20 protein-coding genes and 1 riboswitch are annotated in these 22,442 nt (G+C 55.6%); of the genes, 16 read left to right on the top strand and 4 right to left on the bottom strand.

The window, feature by feature from the left end; translation table 11 throughout:
- Positions 1 to 18: 18 nt before the first annotated feature.
- The 5 genes from rsfS to DY252_RS19610 all read left to right on the top strand — a co-directional run bounded on the left by rsfS (position 19) and on the right by DY252_RS19610 (position 5,762).
- Complete coding sequence (rsfS, locus tag DY252_RS19590; RefSeq protein ID WP_051007601.1) at positions 19 to 408, top strand: ribosome silencing factor; 390 nt, start codon at positions 19 to 21, stop codon at positions 406 to 408.
- Positions 409 to 488: 80 nt separating this feature from the next.
- On the top strand, positions 489 to 947 hold the full coding sequence (gene rlmH / locus DY252_RS19595) for a 23S rRNA (pseudouridine(1915)-N(3))-methyltransferase RlmH (protein WP_064788778.1): 459 nt from the start codon (positions 489 to 491) through the stop codon (positions 945 to 947).
- Positions 948 to 1,161: 214 nt separating this feature from the next.
- Positions 1,162 to 2,925 (top strand): methyl-accepting chemotaxis protein, encoded by a 1,764-nt coding sequence (locus DY252_RS22725; RefSeq protein WP_064788777.1) that lies wholly within the window; start codon positions 1,162 to 1,164, stop codon positions 2,923 to 2,925.
- 204 nt (positions 2,926 to 3,129) lie between these two features.
- Positions 3,130 to 4,935 (top strand): methyl-accepting chemotaxis protein, encoded by a 1,806-nt coding sequence (locus DY252_RS19605; protein WP_064788776.1) that lies wholly within the window; start codon positions 3,130 to 3,132, stop codon positions 4,933 to 4,935.
- 53 nt (positions 4,936 to 4,988) lie between these two features.
- Entirely contained in the window at positions 4,989 to 5,762 is a 774-nt protein-coding gene (locus DY252_RS19610) for a DeoR/GlpR family DNA-binding transcription regulator (protein WP_064788775.1), read from the top strand.
- An 11-nt stretch (positions 5,763 to 5,773) separates the two neighbouring features.
- On the opposite strand, the gene DY252_RS19615 is transcribed toward DY252_RS19610, so the two are convergent.
- Positions 5,774 to 7,108 (bottom strand): aspartate aminotransferase family protein, encoded by a 1,335-nt coding sequence (locus DY252_RS19615; protein ID WP_064788774.1) that lies wholly within the window; start codon positions 7,106 to 7,108, stop codon positions 5,774 to 5,776.
- Positions 7,105 to 8,106 carry a phosphotransferase enzyme family protein gene (locus DY252_RS19620; protein ID WP_082923463.1) on the bottom strand — a complete coding sequence of 334 codons (1,002 nt, stop codon included), beginning with the start codon at positions 8,104 to 8,106 and terminating at the stop codon, positions 7,105 to 7,107. The genes DY252_RS19615 and DY252_RS19620 overlap by 4 nt, the downstream gene beginning before the upstream one ends.
- Positions 8,107 to 8,355: 249 nt before the next feature.
- Here DY252_RS19620 and fabG point away from each other — a divergent pair, with 249 nt between their 5' ends.
- On the top strand, positions 8,356 to 9,135 hold the full coding sequence (fabG, locus tag DY252_RS19625; RefSeq protein WP_064788773.1) for a 3-oxoacyl-ACP reductase FabG: 780 nt from the start codon (positions 8,356 to 8,358) through the stop codon (positions 9,133 to 9,135).
- Positions 9,136 to 9,215: 80 nt separating this feature from the next.
- Here the strand turns inward: fabG and DY252_RS19630 are convergent, their stop codons facing one another.
- The gene (locus DY252_RS19630) at positions 9,216 to 9,749 is read right to left on the bottom strand and encodes a dihydrofolate reductase family protein (protein ID WP_064788772.1); all 534 of its coding nucleotides are present in this window, start codon (positions 9,747 to 9,749) and stop codon (positions 9,216 to 9,218) included.
- Between the two features lie 162 nt (positions 9,750 to 9,911).
- Entirely contained in the window at positions 9,912 to 11,351 is a 1,440-nt protein-coding gene (locus DY252_RS19635; protein WP_064788771.1) for an L-serine ammonia-lyase, read from the bottom strand.
- A gap of 193 nt (positions 11,352 to 11,544) precedes the next feature.
- A riboswitch (glycine riboswitch) is annotated at positions 11,545 to 11,650 on the bottom strand.
- Positions 11,651 to 11,923: 273 nt separating this feature from the next.
- On the opposite strand from DY252_RS19635, the gene gpmI reads away from it, so the two are divergent.
- The 10 genes from gpmI to DY252_RS19685 all read left to right on the top strand — a co-directional run bounded on the left by gpmI (position 11,924) and on the right by DY252_RS19685 (position 22,405).
- Positions 11,924 to 13,516 (top strand): 2,3-bisphosphoglycerate-independent phosphoglycerate mutase, encoded by a 1,593-nt coding sequence (gene gpmI, locus DY252_RS19640; protein ID WP_064788770.1) that lies wholly within the window; start codon positions 11,924 to 11,926, stop codon positions 13,514 to 13,516.
- Positions 13,506 to 14,849 (top strand): murein hydrolase activator EnvC family protein, encoded by a 1,344-nt coding sequence (locus DY252_RS19645; protein ID WP_245960863.1) that lies wholly within the window; start codon positions 13,506 to 13,508, stop codon positions 14,847 to 14,849. The genes gpmI and DY252_RS19645 overlap by 11 nt, the downstream gene beginning before the upstream one ends.
- Positions 14,846 to 16,147, top strand: a complete 1,302-nt coding sequence (locus DY252_RS19650; protein WP_063089172.1) for a S41 family peptidase — start codon at positions 14,846 to 14,848, stop codon at positions 16,145 to 16,147. Before DY252_RS19645 ends, DY252_RS19650 begins: the two co-directional genes overlap by 4 nt.
- A 58-nt stretch (positions 16,148 to 16,205) precedes the next feature.
- The gene (locus DY252_RS19655; protein ID WP_082923462.1) at positions 16,206 to 17,759 is read left to right on the top strand and encodes a divergent polysaccharide deacetylase family protein; all 1,554 of its coding nucleotides are present in this window, start codon (positions 16,206 to 16,208) and stop codon (positions 17,757 to 17,759) included.
- Between the two features lie 42 nt (positions 17,760 to 17,801).
- Positions 17,802 to 18,329, top strand: a complete 528-nt coding sequence (locus tag DY252_RS19660) for an RNA pyrophosphohydrolase (RefSeq protein ID WP_008889836.1) — start codon at positions 17,802 to 17,804, stop codon at positions 18,327 to 18,329.
- Between the two features lie 78 nt (positions 18,330 to 18,407).
- On the top strand, positions 18,408 to 18,596 hold the full coding sequence (locus tag DY252_RS19665) for a hypothetical protein (RefSeq protein WP_008889835.1): 189 nt from the start codon (positions 18,408 to 18,410) through the stop codon (positions 18,594 to 18,596).
- Between the two features lie 121 nt (positions 18,597 to 18,717).
- Positions 18,718 to 19,524, top strand: a complete 807-nt coding sequence (locus tag DY252_RS19670; RefSeq protein WP_064788768.1) for a methyltransferase domain-containing protein — start codon at positions 18,718 to 18,720, stop codon at positions 19,522 to 19,524.
- A gap of 36 nt (positions 19,525 to 19,560) precedes the next feature.
- Complete coding sequence (locus DY252_RS19675) at positions 19,561 to 20,406, top strand: alpha/beta fold hydrolase (protein ID WP_064788767.1); 846 nt, start codon at positions 19,561 to 19,563, stop codon at positions 20,404 to 20,406.
- A gap of 217 nt (positions 20,407 to 20,623) precedes the next feature.
- A complete protein-coding gene (locus tag DY252_RS19680) occupies positions 20,624 to 21,301 on the top strand; it encodes a hypothetical protein (RefSeq protein WP_129542775.1) in 678 nt (225 codons plus the stop codon).
- A 117-nt stretch (positions 21,302 to 21,418) separates the two neighbouring features.
- Positions 21,419 to 22,405 (top strand): squalene/phytoene synthase family protein, encoded by a 987-nt coding sequence (locus DY252_RS19685; protein ID WP_064788765.1) that lies wholly within the window; start codon positions 21,419 to 21,421, stop codon positions 22,403 to 22,405.
- Positions 22,406 to 22,442 lie beyond the last annotated feature (37 nt).

A 22,442-nucleotide genomic window follows, 5' to 3' on the forward strand; every position in this document is an offset into this window, starting at 1 on the left:
ATCGCGCGAAACATTAAGGTGGCGACCATAGGTACCGCAAAACAGACTCTGACCTCCGGCGAAATGCTCTCGCTGATCCAGAGAACGCTCGAAGATGACAAGGCCGAAGACCTTGTTACCATTGATCTGACCGATAAAACCTCCCTTGCCGATCACATGATCATCGCAACCGGCTCGTCATCGCGCCGGGTCGCATCCATGGCTGAACACCTTGTCGAAGCCATCAAGGATGCCGGTCAGGGCCGTGCACTGGCAGAAGGCAAGGAACAGGGTGACTGGGTTCTGGTCGATACGGGCGATGTCATCGTTCATCTTTTCCGTCCGGAAGTTCGTGCCTTTTACAACATCGAAGAGATGTGGGGCGTTGAAAACCCGGCTCTGAAACAGCAGGCAGCGCGGCTGTACTAACAGCTCGCGCTGTTTGGCGCCTGCCCAAGGCGGGTAACGGCGCCAAACAGATATCTTGCGTAACGGTCTGGATCGACGACATGCAAATTACCCTTGCTGCGGTGGGACGGATGAAAGCCGGCCCCGAGAAAGATCTTTTTGACCATTACGCCGCCCGACTGCGCTGGCCCTTTGTGCTGCGCGAAGTCGAAGAAAAAAAGAAACTCCCGCCCAATCAGCTTAAAGACCGCGAAGCGGATCTCCTGCTTGGCGTCATTCCGGAAAATGCCTTCCTGATCGCGCTCGATGAGCGCGGCAAGGAATATGGATCGATCGAGTTTTCGCAGAAGCTTGAAGGCTGGATGGATCAATATGCCGGTAATATCGCCTTTGCCATTGGCGGGGCGGACGGGCATGGCGCAGCCCTTAAATCACGGGCCAATACGCTTTGGTCGCTGGGCAAGGCCACATGGCCGCATATGCTGGTCCGCGCCCTGATTTCCGAACAGCTGTTTCGCGCCCACGCCATTCAGACCAACCATCCCTATCACCGCGAATAATACTGCATCGCGGCATAAAGATAGGGGCAGGCCCTACCTGCAGTGCAAGGTACCCTATACCGTTGCTCAACTTATGCCCGAGAAAATAAAGATATTTTCTCGTTCTAGCCCATGCTGCCTTGCAACATATAAACAGCGCCGCTAACATTCCCCACAAGAAAAAAATATTCCCAAAATCAAAGAATGACTCTTGGGTAATGGTAAGGCGTTGAATATGGAACAAACTGTTTTGGCTGCGCAAGACGGCGAAACTGCGCGCAAGGTCGCCCAAACCAATGCTGGCATCGAAGACCTGATGCGCGGCATCTCCACCGCACTGGATTACATTCAGCATCTTCTGGAATTTGCCAATACGGCGGGCGAAACCCAGGACAGCCTGATGCGCGAAATCGACGTGCGGTCAAACAATCTGCGTGCCGGTCTGGATGACACCGGGCGCGAGATCGAAAACAGCACCTCTGTTGCCCATGACGTTCAGGAAGCCACCCGCGCCACAGTGGCCGCAAAGACCGACGCAATCCGAACCGACCTTGAACGCATCAGCGCCGAACTGGAAACCAAGGCCGAAGGTGCCAACAAGGTTCTGAGCGCGATTGAGGATATCGGCAAGGGCATCAAGCTTTTGGCCCTTAACGCCGCGATCGAGGCGGCGCGTGCCGGTGATCATGGCCGTGGATTTGCCGTTGTTGCCAAGGAAGTCGGCAATCTGGCGCAAAGTACCATGCAACGCACCCACGAGGCGGTCGATCTGATTGATCTTTCGGATGTTACCAAGGCGCTGCGCGAAAGCATGGCCAGTATCGGCAATGATCTTGATAGCCTTGGCAACGAAATCGAAGGGTCGCTTACCACCCTTCAGGAACGCTTTGCCAACATGTCAGAACGGCTATCTGATATTTCCGAGCACAATCAGGTGGTGTTTGAATTACTGGCGGGTAGCAAGGATGCCTCGGCCCGTACACGCGGCAAGGTTACCCGGGCGCATAATGACACCAAGGCGCTGAGCACAAGCCTTTCGAATGCGACATTGGCGCATGACAACCTTGCGCAGTTTTTGAAGTCCCATCACCTGCATGATGATCCAACCTATGACCGACTGGCCGATATCAAGGCACGCGGCAAAATCCGCATCGCCATTGAACCGGCCTTTGTCGGGTTGTCATTCCGCCTTAAGCCAAATGATCCGTTGCGTGGCCTTGATGCCGATTACGCAAGGGCACTTGCCAAATGGCTGGGCGTTGAATGTGAATTTGTTGAACATCCCTGGGATCTTCTGACCGAACTTCTTTTTGTCGGAGCCAAACCGGGTGCGCCGACCGCCGATGTGGTCTGGAGCGCCCTGCCCCCCAGCGACTTTTACAAGGGTGTCGCTTATTCAGATACCTACACATACCTCAACTTCGCGCTTTGTCGGCGGGCCGGGAATACGGCGATCAATCGCCTTTCGGACCTCGATGGCAAGGTGTTGGGTATCATCAATGATCCGGTGGCGTTTCAGGTTCTTGAAGAACAGGGGCTGCGCTGGGCGGATAATGAAAGCAATCCGGGCGGCATCGCCAAGCTTTCCAACCTGATTGCCTATAGCGACCAGACACGCCTGCATGATGCCTTGGCCGACGGGGCCGTTGATGCCTTTGCGGTTGATCAGCCGATCTTCCACTGGGCGGCAAATAACCCGGAAAGCCCATGGCATGGCCGCATTGAAGTCCTGCCGGGTAATATCCTGCCGCTGCCTTATTACTATACTGCCGCGGTGGCCGCAGAACCGGCATCCTGGAAGTTGTTGTGCGCGATCAACGCATTCATTGCCGAGTTCCGTGGCACGTCTGCGCGCGCCGAGATCGAAAAACTGTGGCAGGGCCAGGCGCTTGAACATCATCTGACCTACAAGGACGAGGCCGGAAATCTGATCGGGGCCGATGAACTGGCAACCCTGTATCACGCTCATTGCCGCAAGTTCGGTATTGCCGAGTGCTAGCCATTGCAACGCAACACAAAATTCTGGTGTGCCGGTGCACGGCGCCCTACGAGATTTAAAAAGCATTGCAACTTCAAGGCATCACAGCACCGGTTATCAACTTTCATAATATGCTGCCTTGCAACATTTTCCACCCGACGATAGAGTTTCCTTATAAGAAATAAAAATTCACAAAATTCAGTGGCAGTGGTGAGGCTTTGAAAAATGGAAGAAACCATCTTGGCGCCGCGTGCGGACCTCGTTGATCAGGACGAACCGCAACAATCATCAGACACACAGCCCATGCAGGCGGATGCACCACCACAAGCCGACCAACTTGACGGGCTGATGCGCGGTATTTCCACGGCCCTTGATTACATTGAAAATCTTTTGAAATTCGCCAACACGGCGGGTGAAACCCAAGACAGCCTGATGCGCGAGATCGATGTGCGATCCAACAATCTGCGCACCGGTCTTGAACAAACGCGCCGCGAAATCGAAGAAAGCACCCATACCGCCAACGACGTTCAGGAAAGCACGCGCGCAACGGTCTCGTCGAAAACCGATGCCATTCGTGGCGACCTTGAAAAGATCAGTCAGGATTTGGAAACCAAGGCCGAAGGTGCGGCAAAGGTTCTGAGTGCGATTGAAGATATCGGCAAGGGGATCAAGTTGCTCGCCCTTAACGCCACGATCGAGGCCGCCCGCGCCGGTGACCATGGCCGCGGCTTTGCCGTGGTGGCCAAGGAAGTTGGCAATCTTGCACAAAGCACCATGCAGCGCACCAACGAGGCCGTCGATCTGATCGATCTGTCCGATGTCACCAAATCCCTGCGCGAAAGCATGGGAAATATCGGCAATGACCTTGATAGCCTGGGTGGTGAGATCGAAGAGGCACTTGGCGGGCTTAAGGATCGCTTTGCCCAGATGTCGGGACGCCTTGAACATATCAGCGGCCATAACCAGGTCGTGTTTGAACTGCTCGATGCCAGCAAAGACTCATCAGCCCGCACACGCAGCAAAGTAAGCTGGGCGTCAGGCGAAATCGCCAAACTGTCAAACTGCACCACCGATACAGCAAACGTATCGACCAAGCTTTCGCAGTTTCTGGCCGCCAGTTACATTCCCGAAGACCCGGCCTATGACCGCCTCGCCGATATCAAGGCGCGCGGAAAAATCCGCATCGCGATTGACCCGGCACTGGTCGGGGCATCGTTCCGCCCGCAAAAAGGTGGCCCGCTGCATGGTATTGATATCGACTATGCCGAGGCCTTTGCCAAGTCCATCGGCGTTGAGTGCGAGTTCATTGAACATCCGTGGGACCTTTTGACCGAACTTCTGTTTGTTGGCAAAAAGGCCGGACAACCACCCGCCGATGTTGTCTGGTGCGCCTTGCCGCCCAGCGATTTTTATAAGGGTGTCGCGTTCTCAGATACCTATACCTATCTGAACTTTTCGCTGATCCGCCGCCCGGACAATACATCAATCAACACCATTGCCGATCTTGAGGGCAGGGTACTGGGCACGGTTAATGACCCCGCCGCCCTTACCGTGCTTGAAGATGTTGGTCTTCGCTGGGCGGATAATGAAAACAAACCCGGTGGTATTGCCAAGCTTTCGAACATGATCGCCTATGGCGATATTTCGCGCGTGCATGACGCGGTTGCCGACGGGGCGATTGATGCCTTTGCCGGGGACCATCCTGTGTTTTACTGGGCATCGAAGAACCCGCAAAGCCCTTGGCATGGTCGTCTGGAAGTCCTCCCCAAACCGATCCTGCCGCACCCGTTTTTCTATGTCGCGGCAGTCGCAGCGGAACCTGCGTCCTATCCGTTGCTTTGCGCCATCAACGACTTCATTGCCGATTTCCGCAAGACGCCGAAACGGGCCGAGATTGAAAAGCTCTGGCAGGGCCAGCCGATTGAACATCATCTGACCTACAAGGACGAAACCGGTAATCTGATCGGGGCGGACGAACTTGCCAGCAGCTATCACGCCCATTGTCGCAAGTTCGGGATTTCGGCCGACTGAATGACTGATTAAAACGTCTGGCGTGATGACGGGGCTGGCACTATCATCAGGGCATGGCTGCAAACAAAAAATCCCTGCGACAACAACGCATTCTTGGCGAACTGGATCTCGAACCGGCACTTCGGATCGCAGATCTTGCCGAACGTTTGAATGTCTCGAATGAAACCATTCGACGCGACTTTGACGAACTGACATCGCAAGGACTGATCAACCGCACCTATGGTGGGGCAGTTCGCCGCCACGCCAGCGAACCGGGCCTGAATGAACGCCATCAGCTTCACATTGCCGAACGTGAAAGCATCGCCAAGCAATCCATCCCGGTTCTGGCAGGCGCACGCCACATCATGATCGGGTCGGGGGCAACCACGGTGCATGTCGCCAAACGCCTTGCCGTCACCATGAACGATCTTACCGTGATCACCCATTCCTTTGGTGTCGCCACGGTTCTTGCCATCAATCCGACGATCCGCGTGATCATGGCACCGGGCCTTTATCACGCGCAGGAAGGTGCGATGCATGGTGCACAAACCGTGCGGTTTTTAGAAAACTACCGGGTGGAATGGGCCATTCTTGGCGCAAGTGGCCTTGATGGGGATGGGGCGAGCGATGCCTTGATCGAGGCGGCTGACGTTTATTCCGTCATGATGGAACGCGCCACCCGCAGCATGATTGTTGCCGACCACACCAAGTTTAATCAGGCCTTTCCGGCGCGCTATTGCGACTGGACATCGGTCGATGTTCTGGTCAGTGATGAAAGCCCGATGGGTGTACTTGATGAAACCATCCGTGCCGGCGGCTGTACGATCAAAGCCCCGACGCGTAGCTAGCGACAAAAATCTTAGCGACAGGTCCGAAGCGACTTCGCCAGTGCCTCGATGAAGAAATCCACCTCGGACGATTTCAAACACAGCGGCGGGCGAATTTTCAATGTCTGGCCGTATTTCCCGGCCGCCCCGATCAGCACCCGGTTCTGGCGCATGGCGTTGATGATGTCACTAACCAGTTGCCCGCTGGGGTTTGCCGGATCACCATCGGGTGCCAGATCAACGCCAATGAACAATCCTGCACCGCGAACATCTGTAATCCGACCGTCAATATCGGCCAGATGCAGCAAGCCTTCACGCAATGACTTGCCACACAGGGCGGCATTGGCCTGAAGGTTTTCATCGCGGATGACATTCAAAACGGCAAGCCCGGTCGCCGACGCCACCGGGCTTGCCGCAAATGTGTTGAAATATCCGACATCGTCGCAAAATGCGCTAAGCAATTCCGGGCGGACAGCAATCCCCGCCATTGGAAAGCCATTGCCCATCGGCTTGCCCATGCTGACGATGTCGGGCACAAGATCGTGGCGGGCAAAACCCCAGAAGGCATCGCCGGTTCTGGCAAAGCCCGGCTGTACTTCATCGGCAATAAAAAGTCCGCCCGCCCGATGAACAACCGCAACCGCCAGACGCAGGAACCCGCGCGGATTGGAAAACACGCCGTCACTGGAAAAAATGCTATCGGCGATCAGGGCCGCAACCCCATATCCGCGATCTTGCAAAACCAGTGCGGCCTTGTTGACCTCATCTGCAAAACCAGCGGCGATATTATCGCCGTAGGTAAGCTTGCTGGGGGCTGGAATGGCAATCACGTGATCAGGCAATTGGCCACGTTTCAACGCCGATGGCGAAATGTCGGTCACCGCCGCCGTGTTGCCGTGATAGGCGGACTCAGTCACGATAAAACCACTGGCACCCGTCGCACGCTGGGCAATGCGCAACGCAAGGTCATTTGCCTCGCTACCGCTGCAGGTCAGAACGATGTTTTCAAGGTAATTCGGAAATGTCGCCTTCAGACGATCGAGATATTCCTCGGTCGTCTGGTGCAGGTATCGACTGTTGATATTAAGCTTGGCGGCCTGCTCGGACATGGCGGTCACCACGCGCGGATGGCAATGCCCGACCGAGGGCACATTGTTATAGAAATCCAGATAGCTGGTGCCATCCGCCGCCGTCATCCAGCAGCCTGATCCCGACACCATTTCAATCGGATCGCGGTAAAACAGAACCGATGCCGCGCCAAAGTTCCGGGTGCGGCGCGACAAAAGGTCATCACCCTCCTTGGTCTGTGCGAAAGACGTTTTGCCATCATAGGCGTTCATATCAAGGATGGGGCGTACAGGCTTCATTTCGCATTCTCGGCTGTCAGATAATCCTGCGCCATTTGCAGGGTCCCGGCGGTAAAGCCTGTGCCCATTTCCTGCGCGGTCGGTGTTTCCGGATGGCTTGCGATCCAGGCAGTCAAAAGCAGGCGACGCAGCATAACAAAGCTATCAAGCATCGCCACGTCACTGGCCGAAAACGGTGCAACGGTCCGGTATCCCTCGACCCAGGCTTCTTTCAATGCCGGAACAATCGGATCAAGTTCGATAAAGCTGATCGCGGCTGCAAAGTCATAGCCAAACCAGCCAAACCCACAGTCATCGAAATCAATCACACCCAGCCGGTCGCCATCGACCAGAAGGTTCGCCAGACGCAAATCGGCGTGGATCAGACCATATCGATCATTGCCCATCCCGAAAGACGCAAGCTTCTGATCAAGATGGCTGCACAGACGTTCAAGCAACGCCAGACCATCGTCATCAAGGCCCGGTGCGTCCCGCCAATCTCCCCAATGCGGATTGGCGCCAAGGGTGGTATCGAACGTCCAGCTTTTGCGCACAAAATTGACCGATCGCGTCCATTGCCGCGCATGTCCATGCAGGCGCGCACTGATCGCGCCCAGCTTGAAAAATCCATCAACCAGCGCCTCATCAGCGGAGGGTTCAGCGCCACGCATAAAATCAAACGCGACCACATGGCGACTGACCCCGCCCTGATCAAACTCGGCAACCAGTGACCCGTCACTGCGCATGCGTGGCTTGGGTGTTTCGACAATGTCACTGGCCCGAAGCGCATTGATCCAGGCGAGTTCAGATTCAATTTCCGCACGGGTGTGATAGCCCGGCCGATGAACACGCAGGATCAGTTTTGCACCGCTATTTGGATCGGTTGCCAAAAAGGTCGCATTTTCCGAAACGGTCAGAAGCGACACCTCGGCATCCGGCCCCATGCCCCAACCAGGCAGGACCGATATGGCGCCCTCTTTCAGGACATCAATCATGTTGTCATCGTAAATGCCGCCCAATTGATGCCTCCTGCCGCTATCTCGTGACCGTCTTGAAACGGAAGTTGCGCCCCGTTTCAGGACCATCTCAGTGTCATTTTGTGAATAATGAGGCACAAAATGTGTAACTTGCAACATTTTTTGTTGCATCACGGAATATTTCGACCAATCATCAAGAAAACATAACGCAGCGCACAATCAGGGAACCGGCAATCCGCAGCACATCGCAAAGCTGACGCATTGCCCAATGACTTCACGAAAGGATCGACCATGCTGACTTCGATTTCCGGCAAAAGCGTCATCGTCACCGGTGGCTCAAAGGGCATTGGCAAGGGCATCGCCAAGGTATTTGCCATCAAGGGCGCAAAGGTTATGATCGCCGCCCGCACCGAAAAGGACGCGGCCGCGACGGTGGATGAAATCAAGGCCGCCGGGGGCACCGCCGATATGTTCCTGTGTGATGTCTCGGATTTCGATCAGGTAAGCGCGCTTGCCGACTACACCGCCAAAACCTTTGGCGGAATTGATATCCTGTGTGCCAATGCTGGCATCTTTCCGCAGGTCAAGATGGTCGATATGACGGCGGATGACTGGGATCAGGTGATGTCGACCAACCTTAAAAGCAGCTTCCTGTGCGTGAAGGCCTGCATTCCCTATTTCGAAAAAAGTGGCAAGGGCCGCGTGGTGATCACGTCCTCAATCACCGGGCCGGTCACCGGTTATCCGGGGTGGTCGCATTATGGCGCGTCAAAGGCCGGCCAGCTTGGCTTTATCAAGACCGCTGCCATGGAATTGTCGCGCTATAACACGACAATCAATGCCGTCATGCCCGGCAATATCATGACAGAGGGCCTGGCCGATCTTGGCGAGGATTATCTGAGCTCGATGGCAAACTCGATCCCGCTGAAACGTCTGGGCAGTGTCGAGGATATCGCCAATGCCGCCCTGTTCTTTGCATCCGATGAAGCGGCCTATATCACCGGCCAGCAAATCGTGGTCGATGGTGGTCAGATCCTGCCGGAATCGCTTGAGGCACTTGAAGAAATCTAAGGCTTCATCCTGCAAAAATGGCATAGAACGACAAAGCCCGCATCCGGTTCACCAGATGCAGGCTTTGTGTGTTTTCGGGCTTAGGCCAAACCGTATTGGCTGCGCACGACACCGGAATTGTATCGCTCGGACGCCAGAAGACGGGGTTTGATGCCCCCGGCGTCACGCCCGAACAACGAAATGCCAGAGCCCAGCACTTCCGGGATGGTGAAGATATCAAGCTGATCGGCAAAGTCGCCAAACAGGAACTGTGTCACCACACTGCCCCCGCCGACGACCCAGATGTCACCATCCGCCGACCGCCGGTCGCGCAATTGATCGACCAGTTCGATGATACTCCCGCCATACGCCTCGGTATTGGCAGGCCGCTCTTTGGGCAGTTCGCGGGAAGTCAAAACGATTGTGCGGCGGGCCTCATAGGGCCAGTCGCCAAATTCCATCACCTGATCAAAGGTGTTTCGCCCTATGATCAGCGTACCGACGGAGTCCAGAAAGTCATCAAAGCCGAACTCGGCCGGGTCATATTCCCCCAACCAGTCCACCGCACCATTGGCACGCGCAATGAATCCATCCAGACTGACCGCGATGTATATGCGGAACAGTTTTTTGCTCATGTCTATGTCCAACCGATATTGGGGTCTTTGCCCCTATTTTTAGTCGGCAAATCATAGCAAAACACCAACCTCAAGTCGCAAGAAACAAAAACAGAAAACCGTCTAATTTACATTGCAGATGCCTAAAAGCCCGGTTTTCCGCCCTATTCTTAAGAGTTGGGATCAGCACTCCACAACGTTGACATTGACCGCAAGACCGCCCTGACTGGTTTCCTTGTACTTGCTTTGCATGTCGAGTCCCGTCTGGCGCATGGTCTCGATCACCTTATCAAGCGACACGGTATGCTGTCCGTCACCGCGCAATGCCAGACGTGCTGCATTGATCGCCTTGACCGCACCCATGGTGTTGCGTTCGATGCACGGCACCTGCACCAGACCGCCAATCGGATCACAGGTCAGGCCAAGGTTATGTTCCATACCGATCTCGGCGGCGTTTTCGACCTGTTCGGGCGTTCCGCCCAGCACCGCACACAACGCGCCAGCCGCCATCGAACAGGCAACACCGACCTCGCCCTGACAGCCAACTTCGGCCGCCGAGATTGAGGCGCGCTTTTTATAGATCGACCCTATGGCCGCCGCGGTCAGAAGGAATTCACGAATTTTGTGCTGATTGGCGTTGGCACCGAACTTTTCGTAATAGCGCAGAACGGCGGGAATAACGCCTGCGGCCCCGTTGGTCGGTGCGGTCACAACCCGCCCGCCTGCAGCATTTTCTTCGTTCACGGCAAGGGCATACAGATTGACCCAGTCAATCACCGTTAACGGATCACGCAGGCCGGCTTCGGGCTTTTCGGTCAGTTCCTTGTAAAGGTTTGATGCCCGGCGTTTGACATTCAGGCCACCGGGCAAGATACCGTCAGTGCGGATGCCACGGTCAATGCAGCTCATCATCGCGTCATGAACGCGATCAACAAAGGCGATGGTTTCATCGGCGCTGCGCCAGCTTTGCTCGTTCTCCATCATGATTTCCGCGATGGAGCGCCCTTCACGCTTGCAGATTTCCATCAGTTCATCGGCGGACGAGAACGGAAATGGCAAGGTGATGTTATCGCCGGAATATTCCGCACCGTGATCGTCACTGGATACGATAAAGCCACCCCCGACCGAGAAATATTCCTGGGTATGGATTTTCACGCCATCGCGGTCAAAGGCGGTAATGCGCATGCCATTGGGATGCTGCGGAAGGGTCTCGGTGAAATGAAACACCAGATTGGTATCGCGGTTAAACGCAACCGGATACTGCCCATAAAGCTGCAACTGGCTGGTTTCATCAATCGCCTTCACAGTCGGCACGATATCATCAGGATCGATATTGCGCGGGCGCTTGCCATTCAGGCCCATGATCACCGCGGTATCGGTTGCGTGCCCCTTGCCGGTCAGGGCAAGCGATCCATAAAGATCAACCACGACACTGCCGGTCTTTTGCAAAAGATTGCGCGCCTCAAGCTCAAGGCAGAAACGATACCCCGCGCGCATCGGGCCAACCGTATGCGAACTCGAAGGACCGATACCTATCGTGTAAAGGTCAACAACCGACAGGTTGACGTCATGTTGGGATTTCTTTTGCGATCCCGAAGTGGGATCGGTCGCGGGATTTGTCATCAAGGGCCTCCTTCACGGCTCAATAACGCGCTTGTTTTCGCGCTGTTTACGAACCGGTGTTTTTGCCCCCTCTGTCCCTTGACCTGAGATTATCCGCCCTGCCCGATCAAGATCGGCTTGGGGCGTTCATCCTTCGGTGGAAACCTGACCAGCGCTTTCTCCCAGGCGCTTTTTGGTTTCTCTCTCCAGAGCCTCTTCCGTGACGGTCCATCTGCCTGAGAGTGTTTATGAGGCATTGCTCCTTCGGCGCCGCACATCATGCAAATCGCGTGATATCCGAACTCTCCCGTCACGGTGCGAGATAACATTTCTGCCACCTCAGAGGTTCACCGTCAGATTGAACACTATCTGCGTCTTTAGACACTGTCAAAAGAACTGGTTTGCATCTGCAAAATTTTCTGCGGCAGATGCTGTTAAGCAACGGTAATCGTGCTAAATTGCCCGGGTAATTGATGTACCTGTCGTGCGCGAAGACTGACCCACCCTGTCCGCATGGCGGGATTGATGGCGAAAGAGCCCGTAAGTCACCATATTTACGGGACATTCAGCCTTTTCCTTTATCTGTGGGGTTTATGAACGTGACTGTATCGAATTCCGTAAAGCGCCCGCGCCCTGTGGTGCTGTGCATTCTGGACGGCTGGGGTTATCGCGAAGAAAGCAAGGACAACGCTGTCGCCCTTGCCAACACGCCTGTCTGGGATGACCTTTACGCCAACAATCCGACCGGGTTCCTCAAGGCCTGTGGTCTGGATGTTGGCCTGCCCGAAGGTCAGATGGGCAACTCGGAAGTCGGTCACATGAACCTGGGTGCTGGCCGTGTGGTCATGCAGGAACTGCCCAAAATTGACGAGGCCGTCAAAACCGGCACCATCGCCGATACCGACACCGTCAAAAAGATCATCGCCAAACTTTCCGATTCCAAGGGCGTTTGCCATATCGCGGGTCTTCTGTCCGAAGGCGGGGTGCATTCCCATCAGGCCCACATGGCGGCCCTAGCCAAGATCATTGCGAGTGCCGGTGTGCCGGTAAAAATTCACGCCTATCTTGATGGCCGTGATACCGCACCGAAAAGTGCCGCCAAGTTCCTTGAGAAATTCCGCGCCCTGATCGGCGATGCTGATGTTGAAATCGCCACCGTCACCGGCCGTTATTACGCCATGGACCGCGACAATCGCTGGGAACGCGTAAGCCAGGCCTATTTCACCATGGTTCAGGGCAAGAATTACGCCGATGGCCGCAGTGCTGACAGTGCGGAGGCCGCGATTGCCAACGCCTATGAAGCCGGCACCACCGATGAATTCGTTCTGCCGACCGTGATTGGCGATTATGACGGCATAAAGGATGGCGACGGCCTTCTGATGACCAATTTCCGGGCGGACCGCGCACGTGAAATCCTTTCCGCCCTTTGCGCTCCGGAATTTGACGGCTTTGATCGCGGCACGCCGGTCAAGTTCGCCGTTCAGGCCGGGATGGTCGAATATTCGTCCGAACATGCGAAATACATGGATGCGATCTATCCGCCGCAGACCCTGCCAAACATCTTTGGTGAAGTGGTTTCCAAAGCCGGCATGAAGCAGCTTCGCATCGCCGAGACGGAAAAGTACCCGCACGTGTCGTTCTTCTTTAACGGCGGCGAAGAACAGGTATTCGAGGGCGAGGACCGCATTCTGGTCGCCTCCCCCAAAGTTGCGACCTATGACCTGCAGCCGGAAATGTCGGCACCGGAAGTGACCGAAAAACTGGTCGCTGCCATCAAGTCGGAAAAATACGACACAATCATCCTGAACTTTGCCAACCCGGACATGGTCGGCCATAGCGGCATCCTTGAAGCCGCGATGAAGGCCGCGGAGGCAGTTGATACCTGCCTTGGCAAGGTGATCGACGCGATCAAGTTGGTCGGCGGCGTCGCCTTTGTCACCGCTGATCACGGCAACTGCGAAGTGATGGTTGATCCGGAAACCGGCGAACCGCACACGGCACATACACTTAATCTCGTTCCGACCATCCTTGTTAACGGTCCGGAAGGGGTAACATTGGAAGATGGTCGTTTGGCCGATGTCGCACCGACCTTGCTGCAATTGCTTGGCGTGCCGCAACCGGCAGAAATGACTGGTAAACCCTTGCTTAAGGGCCTGAAACAGAATGACGCGCTTCTTGCGAGCTAAGTTAGCTTATGAGATCGCCCTGCCTGCGCTGATCGCTTTTGCGGTTTTTGCTGCAGGCGGGGCTGCGCCTTCTTTTGCCCAATCGCTGCAAAAGGTTGATCAGCAACTTGATCAACTTGAAAACCAGCTTTCCGAACAACAAAAACAGGAAGAGTTCCTGTCGCGCAAATCACGGGAACTCTGGACCGAGGAACAAGCCCTTCAGTCCGAGGCGATATCTGTCGCCAGACGCACCCAGCGCCTTGAAACGACGCTGACCGAACTGGAAGATCAGCTCGAAACCCTTGAAGCACGTGAAAAGGTCGCGGCCACCAGCCTTGAAGACAAGGCCGGGCAGTATGCCCGCATCCTGATGGCCCTGCAGCGCCTGTCGACCACCCCGCCCGAAGCGGTCATTGCCCTGCCGACATCACCGCAGGATACGTTACGTTCGGCGGTATTGCTTAAGGCCGCTCTGCCCGGGGTCGAACAACATGCCCGCGATCTGCGCAAGGAACTGGGCGAGATTGCTACGCTGCGCGAAGATATTCGCAATCGACGCAGCGAATTGGCCGCTGCCACCCAGGAATTGCAGCAAGAACGCGCGTCCCTTGCCGCCCTTCTGGATGAAAAGCGCCACCTGCGTGCCCAGACAGAGGCCGAAGCCGAGGAAGCCGCCAAGGCCGTAAGTGTGCTTGCCGATGAAGCCAAATCGCTGGGCGAGCTTTTGCGCAATCTGGAAAATCGTGCTGAAGGGCTGCCACGCCCGCGCGCCCGTCCGGAAGTTCGTGTTGCGACACGTACCGAACCGGATGCAGACACTCTTGGTACGACAACAATTGCCAAAAACACACCGCCACCGCCGCCCGAAAGCAAATCTGATGCGGGCAATTCCGGTGGTAACGATACAAGCGAAGAAGAATTCGCTGTTGGCAGCTCGATCACACTGGCACAAGGCAACCTCCGCATGCCCGCCAGTGGTAAAGTGGTTACACTTTTTGGTGAAAAATCACGCGGCCCGGATGGTTTGACCGTAAACAGATCCAAGGGAATTGAGATCAGCACACGCGCAAATGCGCAGGTTGTCTCACCTTTTGACGGCAAAGTTGTCTTTGCTGGCCCCTTCCGCGGGTATGGCCGACTCTTGATTATCGAACACGGCGAAGGATACCATAGCCTTATCGCCGGTTTTGATCGGCTGGACAGTGTGGTAGGACAATATCTATTGGCGGGCGAACCTGTTGGTATTATGGGTGAAACTTCGCCAAAACTATATCTGGAGATGCGCCAGAACGGGGAAGCAATCAATCCGCTTCCATGGCTGGCCTCGAAAAACGGCAAGGTAAGTGGATGAAAACCTCACGATTGGCAGTACTCGCACTCGCGACCGGCATGACTATCGGCCTTGCGTCGCCAGTTTTGGCGCAATCTTCAACCTCCTCGGCTGAGACCTATCGGCTGCTCAACCTGTTTGGCGACGTGTTCGAACAGGTCAAAAGCAAATATGTCGAAGAAGTCGATGACAAAAAACTGATCGAAGCGGCCATCAACGGCATGCTGACATCGCTTGATCCGCATTCCTCCTATCTTAATATGGATAATTTCGAAGAAATGCAGGTCGATACCCGCGGTGAATTCGGTGGTCTAGGCATCGAAGTCACGATGGAAGACGGTTTTGTCAAAGTCATCGCGCCGATCTATGACACGCCCGCCGAAAAGGCTGGCCTTCAGCCGGGCGACTTTATTACGCATATCGATGGCACCGCCATTCGCGGCATGACGCTGAATGACGCGGTTGAGATGATGCGCGGCAAGGTCAATACCGACATCGTCCTGACCATCATCCGCAAGGGTGAACAGGCACCATTTGATGTCACCCTGACCCGTGCGGTGATCAAGATCCAGTCTGTCCGCGCCGAACCGAAAGACGATATCGGCTATATCCGTATCACCAAATTCAACGAACAGACCGCCAGCGGCCTGCAGCGCGCCATTGCCGACATGCGCGAAGAAATCGGCCCGGAAATCAAGGGTCTGGTGATTGACCTGCGCAACAACCCGGGCGGCTTGCTTGATCAGGCAATTTCGGTTTCCGATGCCTTCCTTGATAAGGGTGAAATCGTATCGACCCGTCCGCGTGATACCGAAAACACCGAGCGGTACAACGCACGCAGCGGTGACCTCAGCGAAGGTTTGCCGATTGTGGTTCTGATCAATGATGGTTCTGCCTCGGCATCCGAAATTGTTGCCGGCGCCCTTCAGGATCACCGCCGTGCGGTCATTATGGGTACGCGAAGCTTTGGCAAGGGGTCGGTCCAGACCATCCTGCCGATGCCCGGTAACGTAGCCCTTCGTCTGACCACGGCGCGATATTACACGCCGTCAGGCAAATCCATTCAGGAAGTCGGCATTGTGCCAGACATCATCGTTCCGCAGGCACGTGTCGAAAGCATCGAGGCGGATACCCGTCGCTCCGAAGCATCGCTTAGTGGCGCCCTTCGCAACGAGGACGAAGGCATCACAGATGCGGAACAGGATGCAAATTCCCGCCGTGACGAGGCCGAACAGCTGGCGATTGATGATTATCAGCTGTCGCGTGCACTTGACATGATCCGGGGTATTTCGCTGTTTGGCCCGCGTCCGAATGGGTAAGGTTGGACCCGGCATCGTGAGAGACTAGTTGCGCGTGTTCAGGAAAATCCTAAATTCCTTGCCGTTCCGAAAGAAAAAGAACGGTGACATCGACGAGGACATGGCCAGTGATTTGGCCGACGACCTTGGCGACGGGATGACTGACGCCGACGACGAAGACAACGTCAATCTCGATGACCTGCCCTTTAATGAACTGCCGATCGAAGTGCAGTTCAAACGAATGCCAAAGCGGCCGAAATCCCGGCGTAGCTGGCTTTCGAAACTGCTGATCATTACCCTGTTCCTGTCGCCGTTTTGCGCAACAGCAGTCGCGATGATCCCGGTGCTTGATCCGGAAACCGGCTGGCGGCTGTTTCATGCTGGCGGGCCGGAAGCCATGATCACGGTTCCGGGCACCGAACGCGAACTGCAAGAAGAAATCGCGCGCGGCGTTAAGGACATTCAGGATCGCGATCGCGCCGCGATGGAGGCTGCCAACGGCGCAAATGGCCAAGGCCAGTCGGCCGAAGACATTGCTGGCAACCTTGATGGCGTTTCCGACCTGATCGGAACACCGGGGGCAACCGATGGCACCGGTGATGGCGCCCCGACACCAGAAGAACTCGCCGCCCTGATCGAGGAAGAAGGATCGTTTGACGAACCAATCGACCCCGATCCCTTGCGCCCGGCGCCGCTGCCCGGTCTTGACGAAGAAGGCAGCTTTGGCCGTATCCCGCGCATTGGCGATGATGGCACCACACCGTTTGAAGCCTACAAACGCCCGTTCGAACTGCCCGAAGGTACCCCCGTTGTAGCGGTGATGCTGACCGGTGTTGGCCTGAATGAAGAGCGCACCGACGCGGCCATCAATGATCTGCCCCTGAACATTTCACTGGCGATTTCGCCCTATGCCCGCGATTTGCAAACGGTTGCCCGCGAAGCACGCGCCATGGGCCACGAGGTCTTCCTTGAACTTCCGATGGAACCGGCGGACTTCCCGCTGTCAGACCCCGGACCGCGCGCACTTTTGACATCCCTGTCAGAGGGTGAAAACCTTGTCCGTCTGGAATGGTTGCTGGCACGCTTCCCCGGCTATGCTGGCCTTGTCAGCCGTCAGGGATCGAAGTTCGGCAGCCTCGACAGCGCCATTCGTCCGGTGATCGAATTCATTTCGCGTACTGGCCTGATGTATGTCGAAGGCACCGGAAGCGGTGTCGCCAGCTATGGCGCGCAACTGGCGGCAAACGACGGAACACCGAATGCGATCAGCAATGTCATCATCGATGACACGCCAAGCCGCCGCCACATCGATAGGCGGCTGGCCGAACTGGTCGAGATCGCCAAACGCAATGGCGTTGCCGTCGGGATTGCGCAATCCTATCCGGTGACGATCCAGCGACTGCGCAACTGGGCCTTCCGCCTGAAACGTCAGGGCGTTGTTCTGGTCCCGGTTAGTGCCGTATCAGGCCAGCAGGTCACGCCGCAATCTGCCGACGAGGCAGAGGCCGCCCGCCTTGAAGCCGAAGAACGCGAACGTGAGGTCATGGCCGAACAGGCAGAGCAGGAAGAAGCACTTTCGGAACCTGCCGGTCCGGCGGAGCCCGACGAACCCGCCAACACAATCGAGAACTAATGACAGATGCTGGTACCCCAGCCCTGTCAGTCAGGAGCAGTCATGGCAAAGAAGTCCGATACCCCGAACGCAGACAAAGTCACGGCAGATGATCTTCCTTATCGGCCATGCGTCGGTATTGCCCTGTTTAACGCAGACGGATTGGTCTGGATGGGGAACCGTTTCGGGTTTGAAGGCGCCTGGCAACTGCCGCAAGGCGGCATTGATGACGGCGAAACGCCGATTGAGGCCGCCATGCGTGAACTCAAGGAAGAAATCGGCACCGACAAGGCCGAAATCATTTCCGAAACACCGAACTGGCTGACCTATGATCTGCCCGAACACCTGATCGGCAAGGCATTCAAGGGCAAGTATCGCGGCCAGAAACAGAAATGGTTCGCCATGCGCTTTACCGGCAAGGACAAACACATCAATATTGATGTCCCGGATCCGGAATTTGACAGCTGGCGCTGGAACGACCTGGCGACCCTGCCGGATCTTATCGTGCCGTTCAAAAGGCCGGTTTATTTACAAATTGCCGCCGAGTTTCATGACATACCGCAAAGAATTCGCGAAAAGGGTCAGGCATAAGACGATGTTTGCGGTTTGATCGCAGTACAGTTTTCGATAAATTTGAATAACAAACATTCGGCTTAGAGGAGTTCCAACATGGGTATGGATCGGTTGATCTTTGGTGTTCTGACCATCGTGGTCGGTCTTTTCGGCCTGTTTTACGCGTCAGGTTCGCAGGACGGTTATTCCTACTTCGTCGGACTTGCGATGTTCATTGGTGCCGTGCTGTTCATGTTCCATCTGATCAAGGGCCATTATGACCAGCTTGAAGCGTCCGATCACTGATCGCTGCGTTTGATGTGTCATCGGATTTCTGCGCCCCAACCTCTGGTCTGGGGCGCTTGTTTTTGTCTGCACCTCTCCTCGATGCTTCAAATGACATCCGAAACGCGATAAGACTTTCCCCATGAGCAATACACACTGGGATCCTGCCCGTTACGGTCTGTTTGGCAATGAACGCCTGCGACCGGCCATCGATCTGATTTCGCGTTTGCCCAAACCGGCAAGCGGGTTTTCACCCCGTCATATTGTCGACCTAGGCTGTGGCCCGGGTTCGGTAACGGCACTGCTTGCCGACGCATATGGATCCAGCGATCCTGACGGACCGCGCATCACCGGTGTTGATTCGTCTGACGAAATGCTTGAAACCGCGCGCAAGCGGGGTGAAAATATCACCTGGCAAAGGGCCGACATCGCCGACTGGCAACCGGACGCGCCAGTTGATCTGCTGTTTTCCAATGCGGCCCTGCACTGGGTGCCCGATCACTCAAAGCTGTTTCCGCACCTTCTTGAACATCTTCGCCCCGGCGGCATCATTGCCATTCAGGTGCCCAACAATTTCCTGGCGCCCAGCTACCAGTTGATCGGCGAAGCCGGCATGGACTGGCGCAAGGAAGTGGCAACCGCCATGCATGCGGCCCGCATCATGCGCCCGGGTGATTATTTCGATGTGCTGACACCTGCATGTGATGAAGTCGACCTTTGGCAAACCCAATATTGTCACGTGCTGACCGGGCCAGATGCGGTCTATAACTGGACCAGTTCAACCATCCTGCGTCCGGTCATGGATGCCCTGCCCGATGACGAAGCGCGCGCAAAATTCACTGCGAAATACAAGGAGCGGCTTAATCAGGTCTATCCGCCACGCGATGACGGACGTACCCTGTTTCCGTTCAATCGCCTGTTCATGATCGCCCGCAAGAAGTCCGCCTGACGATCCGAACAAGACATCCCTGACAAGGAGTATCCCATGGCCGATTTTCGCGAACATTTCGTCAAATGCTGTGGCTATGAAGTCCATGTCAGGGCATGGGGCGATCCGGCCAATCGGCCGCTTCTGATGATGCACGGGCTGGCACGTCTGGCCGATGATTTTGACCATGTCGCGCCGCATTTCACCGACAAATACTATGTTCTTTGCCCATCAATGATCGGGCGGGGATTTTCCGGCTGGGCCAGCGATCCAGACGCGGAATATACTGTGCCCTTCTATGTTGCGCAGATGTTTGAACTGCTTGATCATTTCAACATCGATACCTGCGACTGGATTGGTACATCCATGGGCGGTCTGATTGGTCTTTATGCCACAACCGAAGTTGCCGGACGCATCGAACGGCTGGTGCTTAATGACATTGGCCCCGAACTTGATCCTGTTGCGGTTGCGCGTATCAAATCCTATGTCGGGGCGTCCCCGGAATTTGAAACCATCGACGAGGTCGAACAGCTTGTTCGGCTGGTTTATGCATCCTTCGGGGTGGCCGATGATGCGACATGGGCCTTTTTGGCATCACGTTCCGTACGTCGCCTGCCCAATGGCAATTTCATGATGCATTACGACCCGCAAGTGATGCGGGTTTTCGCCGAACATATTGATAAATTTGATGCTTGGGCCGAATTTGAAGCCCTGCCCTGCCCGGTTATGCTGATCAGCGGCGAACAGTCCGATCTGATTCCGAAATCCATCGTCGATAAAATGAAACAGAAAAAACCACAAATGCCGGTTTTTGCAGTGGCGAACTGCGGGCACGCACCCCACTTAAATAATAAAGCGCAAATCGACGCAATTCGGGACTTTCTGAGCACGAGCACATCCTGACCGGCAATCCCCGGTAAAACCCAGGATCAAGTCACGCCGGAAAACCCCGTCCGTCAAGAACCCGATGAAGTTTGCTACGCGCCAAGAACGCAGCAAGGGTTCAACGGTTGTTGGTTGGGACCGACAAAATCAAACCATTCAAGCGTCCGGCAAAGGACGCAGTCTGGCTGTTGCCTCGATTGCTGTGGTTGTTTGATCACCTGTGGGCACAGGCGACATGAAAAAGCTGCATTGGCCAAATTGGGCAAAAAGACACCGGATATGGATATTTCTGACGGCTTTGCTGCATGCGGGTCTGGTTCAGACCCCCTCGGCTTTTGCCCAGTCGCTGCAAACTGAACCAACATCGCAAACCGGCGTTACGTTGATCCCGGGCGGCAGCGCATTTGGCCCCGGCGGTATTTCATCCTCAAACCCAACCGGCTTTGATCGCACCTTTACCCCGTCGGCGCGCTATGGCCTGACACTTGGTCCCGATGCAACAGATCCTCACAATCCGGCACAGTACTGGCTTGAATTCGGTGGTACGCCGCGTTCTGATCACGGCATGAATGCCCAAATCGGGTTTGGCTATTCACCGACCCCTGATGTTGGTTTTACCGTCGGACCGTTCGTTGATCTTGATGCCGCGACACCGGGCAATTTTGGTGTTTACCAGACCGATGCATTCGGTATGCAACATCGTGCGCGTCCAAGGTTCGGTTTTACCGGTACAGGCTTGACCAACGATGCCGGACTTGCCGGCTCACTGTCTTACATGCCGCTCGAAGATATCTGGATCGGTCTGCATGGCTCGGTTTCACGTGATTTGACCACAACGAGCCCCAATGACGGTCTACTTGATGGCATTGATGCCATGTTGGGGCTGACGGCCAGATACCGGATCCAGTTCTGATCATGCGGTTGCGCACCGTATGCCAACGCCCCTGACAATTCCCAATTCGGATGTTGCGCAGCGCTGGCAGTGCTGTATGACTGTTTGAAAGCAAACCAACGGGACATCCAGACACGCATGAGCCATTCGCTCCCTCCTGAACACGCTGTACTTGGACCACCATTCGATGCCTGCAATGAACTGGCAGCCGCAAAGAATGCCAATCTGTATCGTGCCGCAATGCGCCTTTCGCCCGAACGGCAGCGTTTCTTTCTGGCAGCCTATGCCTCGATGCGTGTGATCGACGATATCGTCGATGACGGGTTCCTTGAACTTCCCGATGCCGAGCGCGATGCCCAACGCGAATTTGTCCTGCAAACCATTCATCAATGGCAAGCACAGGTCATCGCCTCCAAGGCAGATCTGGATAATCCTCTGCCCGAAAACGGCCCTTTGTCGTCTGAGGTCTATCAGGCCCTGCGCCTGACCTTGGGACGCAGCGACCTTCCCGCAGATCCATGGATCGAACTGGCTGACGCGCTTCATCGTGACATCGCCGAAGAACCGATGGACGAATGGGAAGATTTTATCGCCTATTGCGAAGGTGCAACCGCGGCACCGGCATCAATTTTTGTTTATCTGTTGTCGGCCCGTTATGACGCAGAGATCGGCTATACCTCGCCACTGACCAACCCGCCGCTCTATCACGCACGGGACATGGCGATCTTTTGCTATATCATCCACATCCTGCGCGACCTGCCCGAAGACATCAAAGGCCCCGACCGCCTTGTCACCATCCCCTCGGAAGTCCTGATCGCTGCCGACATCACCCTTGGTGAAATCCGCAATGCCATCGGCCAGGGCAAATATGGTGATCTCGATTATCTCGGTAAAATCCTGCTCGAACATGCCTGGGAGCATTTCGAAACCGGGCAAGCCAGATCGGGTGAGTTGTTGTCGGTTCTGGACACGGACGAGGCCGATACCTTATCGCGTCTGTTCACAGTCTATATCGAACTGGGCGGAGCCATGATGGAAAACGGCTATGCGGGGTTCCTGACCGAACGCGATGAAATCATGCAAAGCACGGCCCAGAACAGCCTGCCTGACGTCAAAAAGGACTAGGTTTCCAAAACGCGTTGCAAAAGAAAACCCCGCCAAG

The organism is Thalassospira indica (assembly GCF_003403095.1).
GTDB lineage: Bacteria > Pseudomonadota > Alphaproteobacteria > Rhodospirillales > Thalassospiraceae > Thalassospira > Thalassospira indica.

What these genes read in the sequence shown, in the direction of transcription:
- rlmH (WP_064788778.1), top strand. Translation starts at nt 489, where the DNA reads ATGCAAATTACCCTTGCTGCGGTGGGACGGATGAAAGCCGGCCCCGAG.
- DY252_RS22725 (WP_064788777.1), top strand. Translation starts at nt 1,162, where the DNA reads ATGGAACAAACTGTTTTGGCTGCGCAAGACGGCGAAACTGCGCGCAAG.
- DY252_RS19605 (WP_064788776.1), top strand. Translation starts at nt 3,130, where the DNA reads ATGGAAGAAACCATCTTGGCGCCGCGTGCGGACCTCGTTGATCAGGAC.
- DY252_RS19610 (WP_064788775.1), top strand. Translation starts at nt 4,989, where the DNA reads ATGGCTGCAAACAAAAAATCCCTGCGACAACAACGCATTCTTGGCGAA.
- DY252_RS19615 (WP_064788774.1), bottom strand. Translation starts at nt 7,108, where the DNA reads ATGAAGCCTGTACGCCCCATCCTTGATATGAACGCCTATGATGGCAAA.
- fabG (WP_064788773.1), top strand. Translation starts at nt 8,356, where the DNA reads ATGCTGACTTCGATTTCCGGCAAAAGCGTCATCGTCACCGGTGGCTCA.
- DY252_RS19630 (WP_064788772.1), bottom strand. Translation starts at nt 9,749, where the DNA reads ATGAGCAAAAAACTGTTCCGCATATACATCGCGGTCAGTCTGGATGGA.
- DY252_RS19635 (WP_064788771.1), bottom strand. Translation starts at nt 11,351, where the DNA reads ATGACAAATCCCGCGACCGATCCCACTTCGGGATCGCAAAAGAAATCC.
- gpmI (WP_064788770.1), top strand. Translation starts at nt 11,924, where the DNA reads ATGAACGTGACTGTATCGAATTCCGTAAAGCGCCCGCGCCCTGTGGTG.
- DY252_RS19650 (WP_063089172.1), top strand. Translation starts at nt 14,846, where the DNA reads ATGAAAACCTCACGATTGGCAGTACTCGCACTCGCGACCGGCATGACT.
- DY252_RS19660 (WP_008889836.1), top strand. Translation starts at nt 17,802, where the DNA reads ATGGCAAAGAAGTCCGATACCCCGAACGCAGACAAAGTCACGGCAGAT.
- DY252_RS19665 (WP_008889835.1), top strand. Translation starts at nt 18,408, where the DNA reads ATGGGTATGGATCGGTTGATCTTTGGTGTTCTGACCATCGTGGTCGGT.
- DY252_RS19670 (WP_064788768.1), top strand. Translation starts at nt 18,718, where the DNA reads ATGAGCAATACACACTGGGATCCTGCCCGTTACGGTCTGTTTGGCAAT.
- DY252_RS19675 (WP_064788767.1), top strand. Translation starts at nt 19,561, where the DNA reads ATGGCCGATTTTCGCGAACATTTCGTCAAATGCTGTGGCTATGAAGTC.
- DY252_RS19680 (WP_129542775.1), top strand. Translation starts at nt 20,624, where the DNA reads ATGAAAAAGCTGCATTGGCCAAATTGGGCAAAAAGACACCGGATATGG.
- DY252_RS19685 (WP_064788765.1), top strand. Translation starts at nt 21,419, where the DNA reads ATGAGCCATTCGCTCCCTCCTGAACACGCTGTACTTGGACCACCATTC.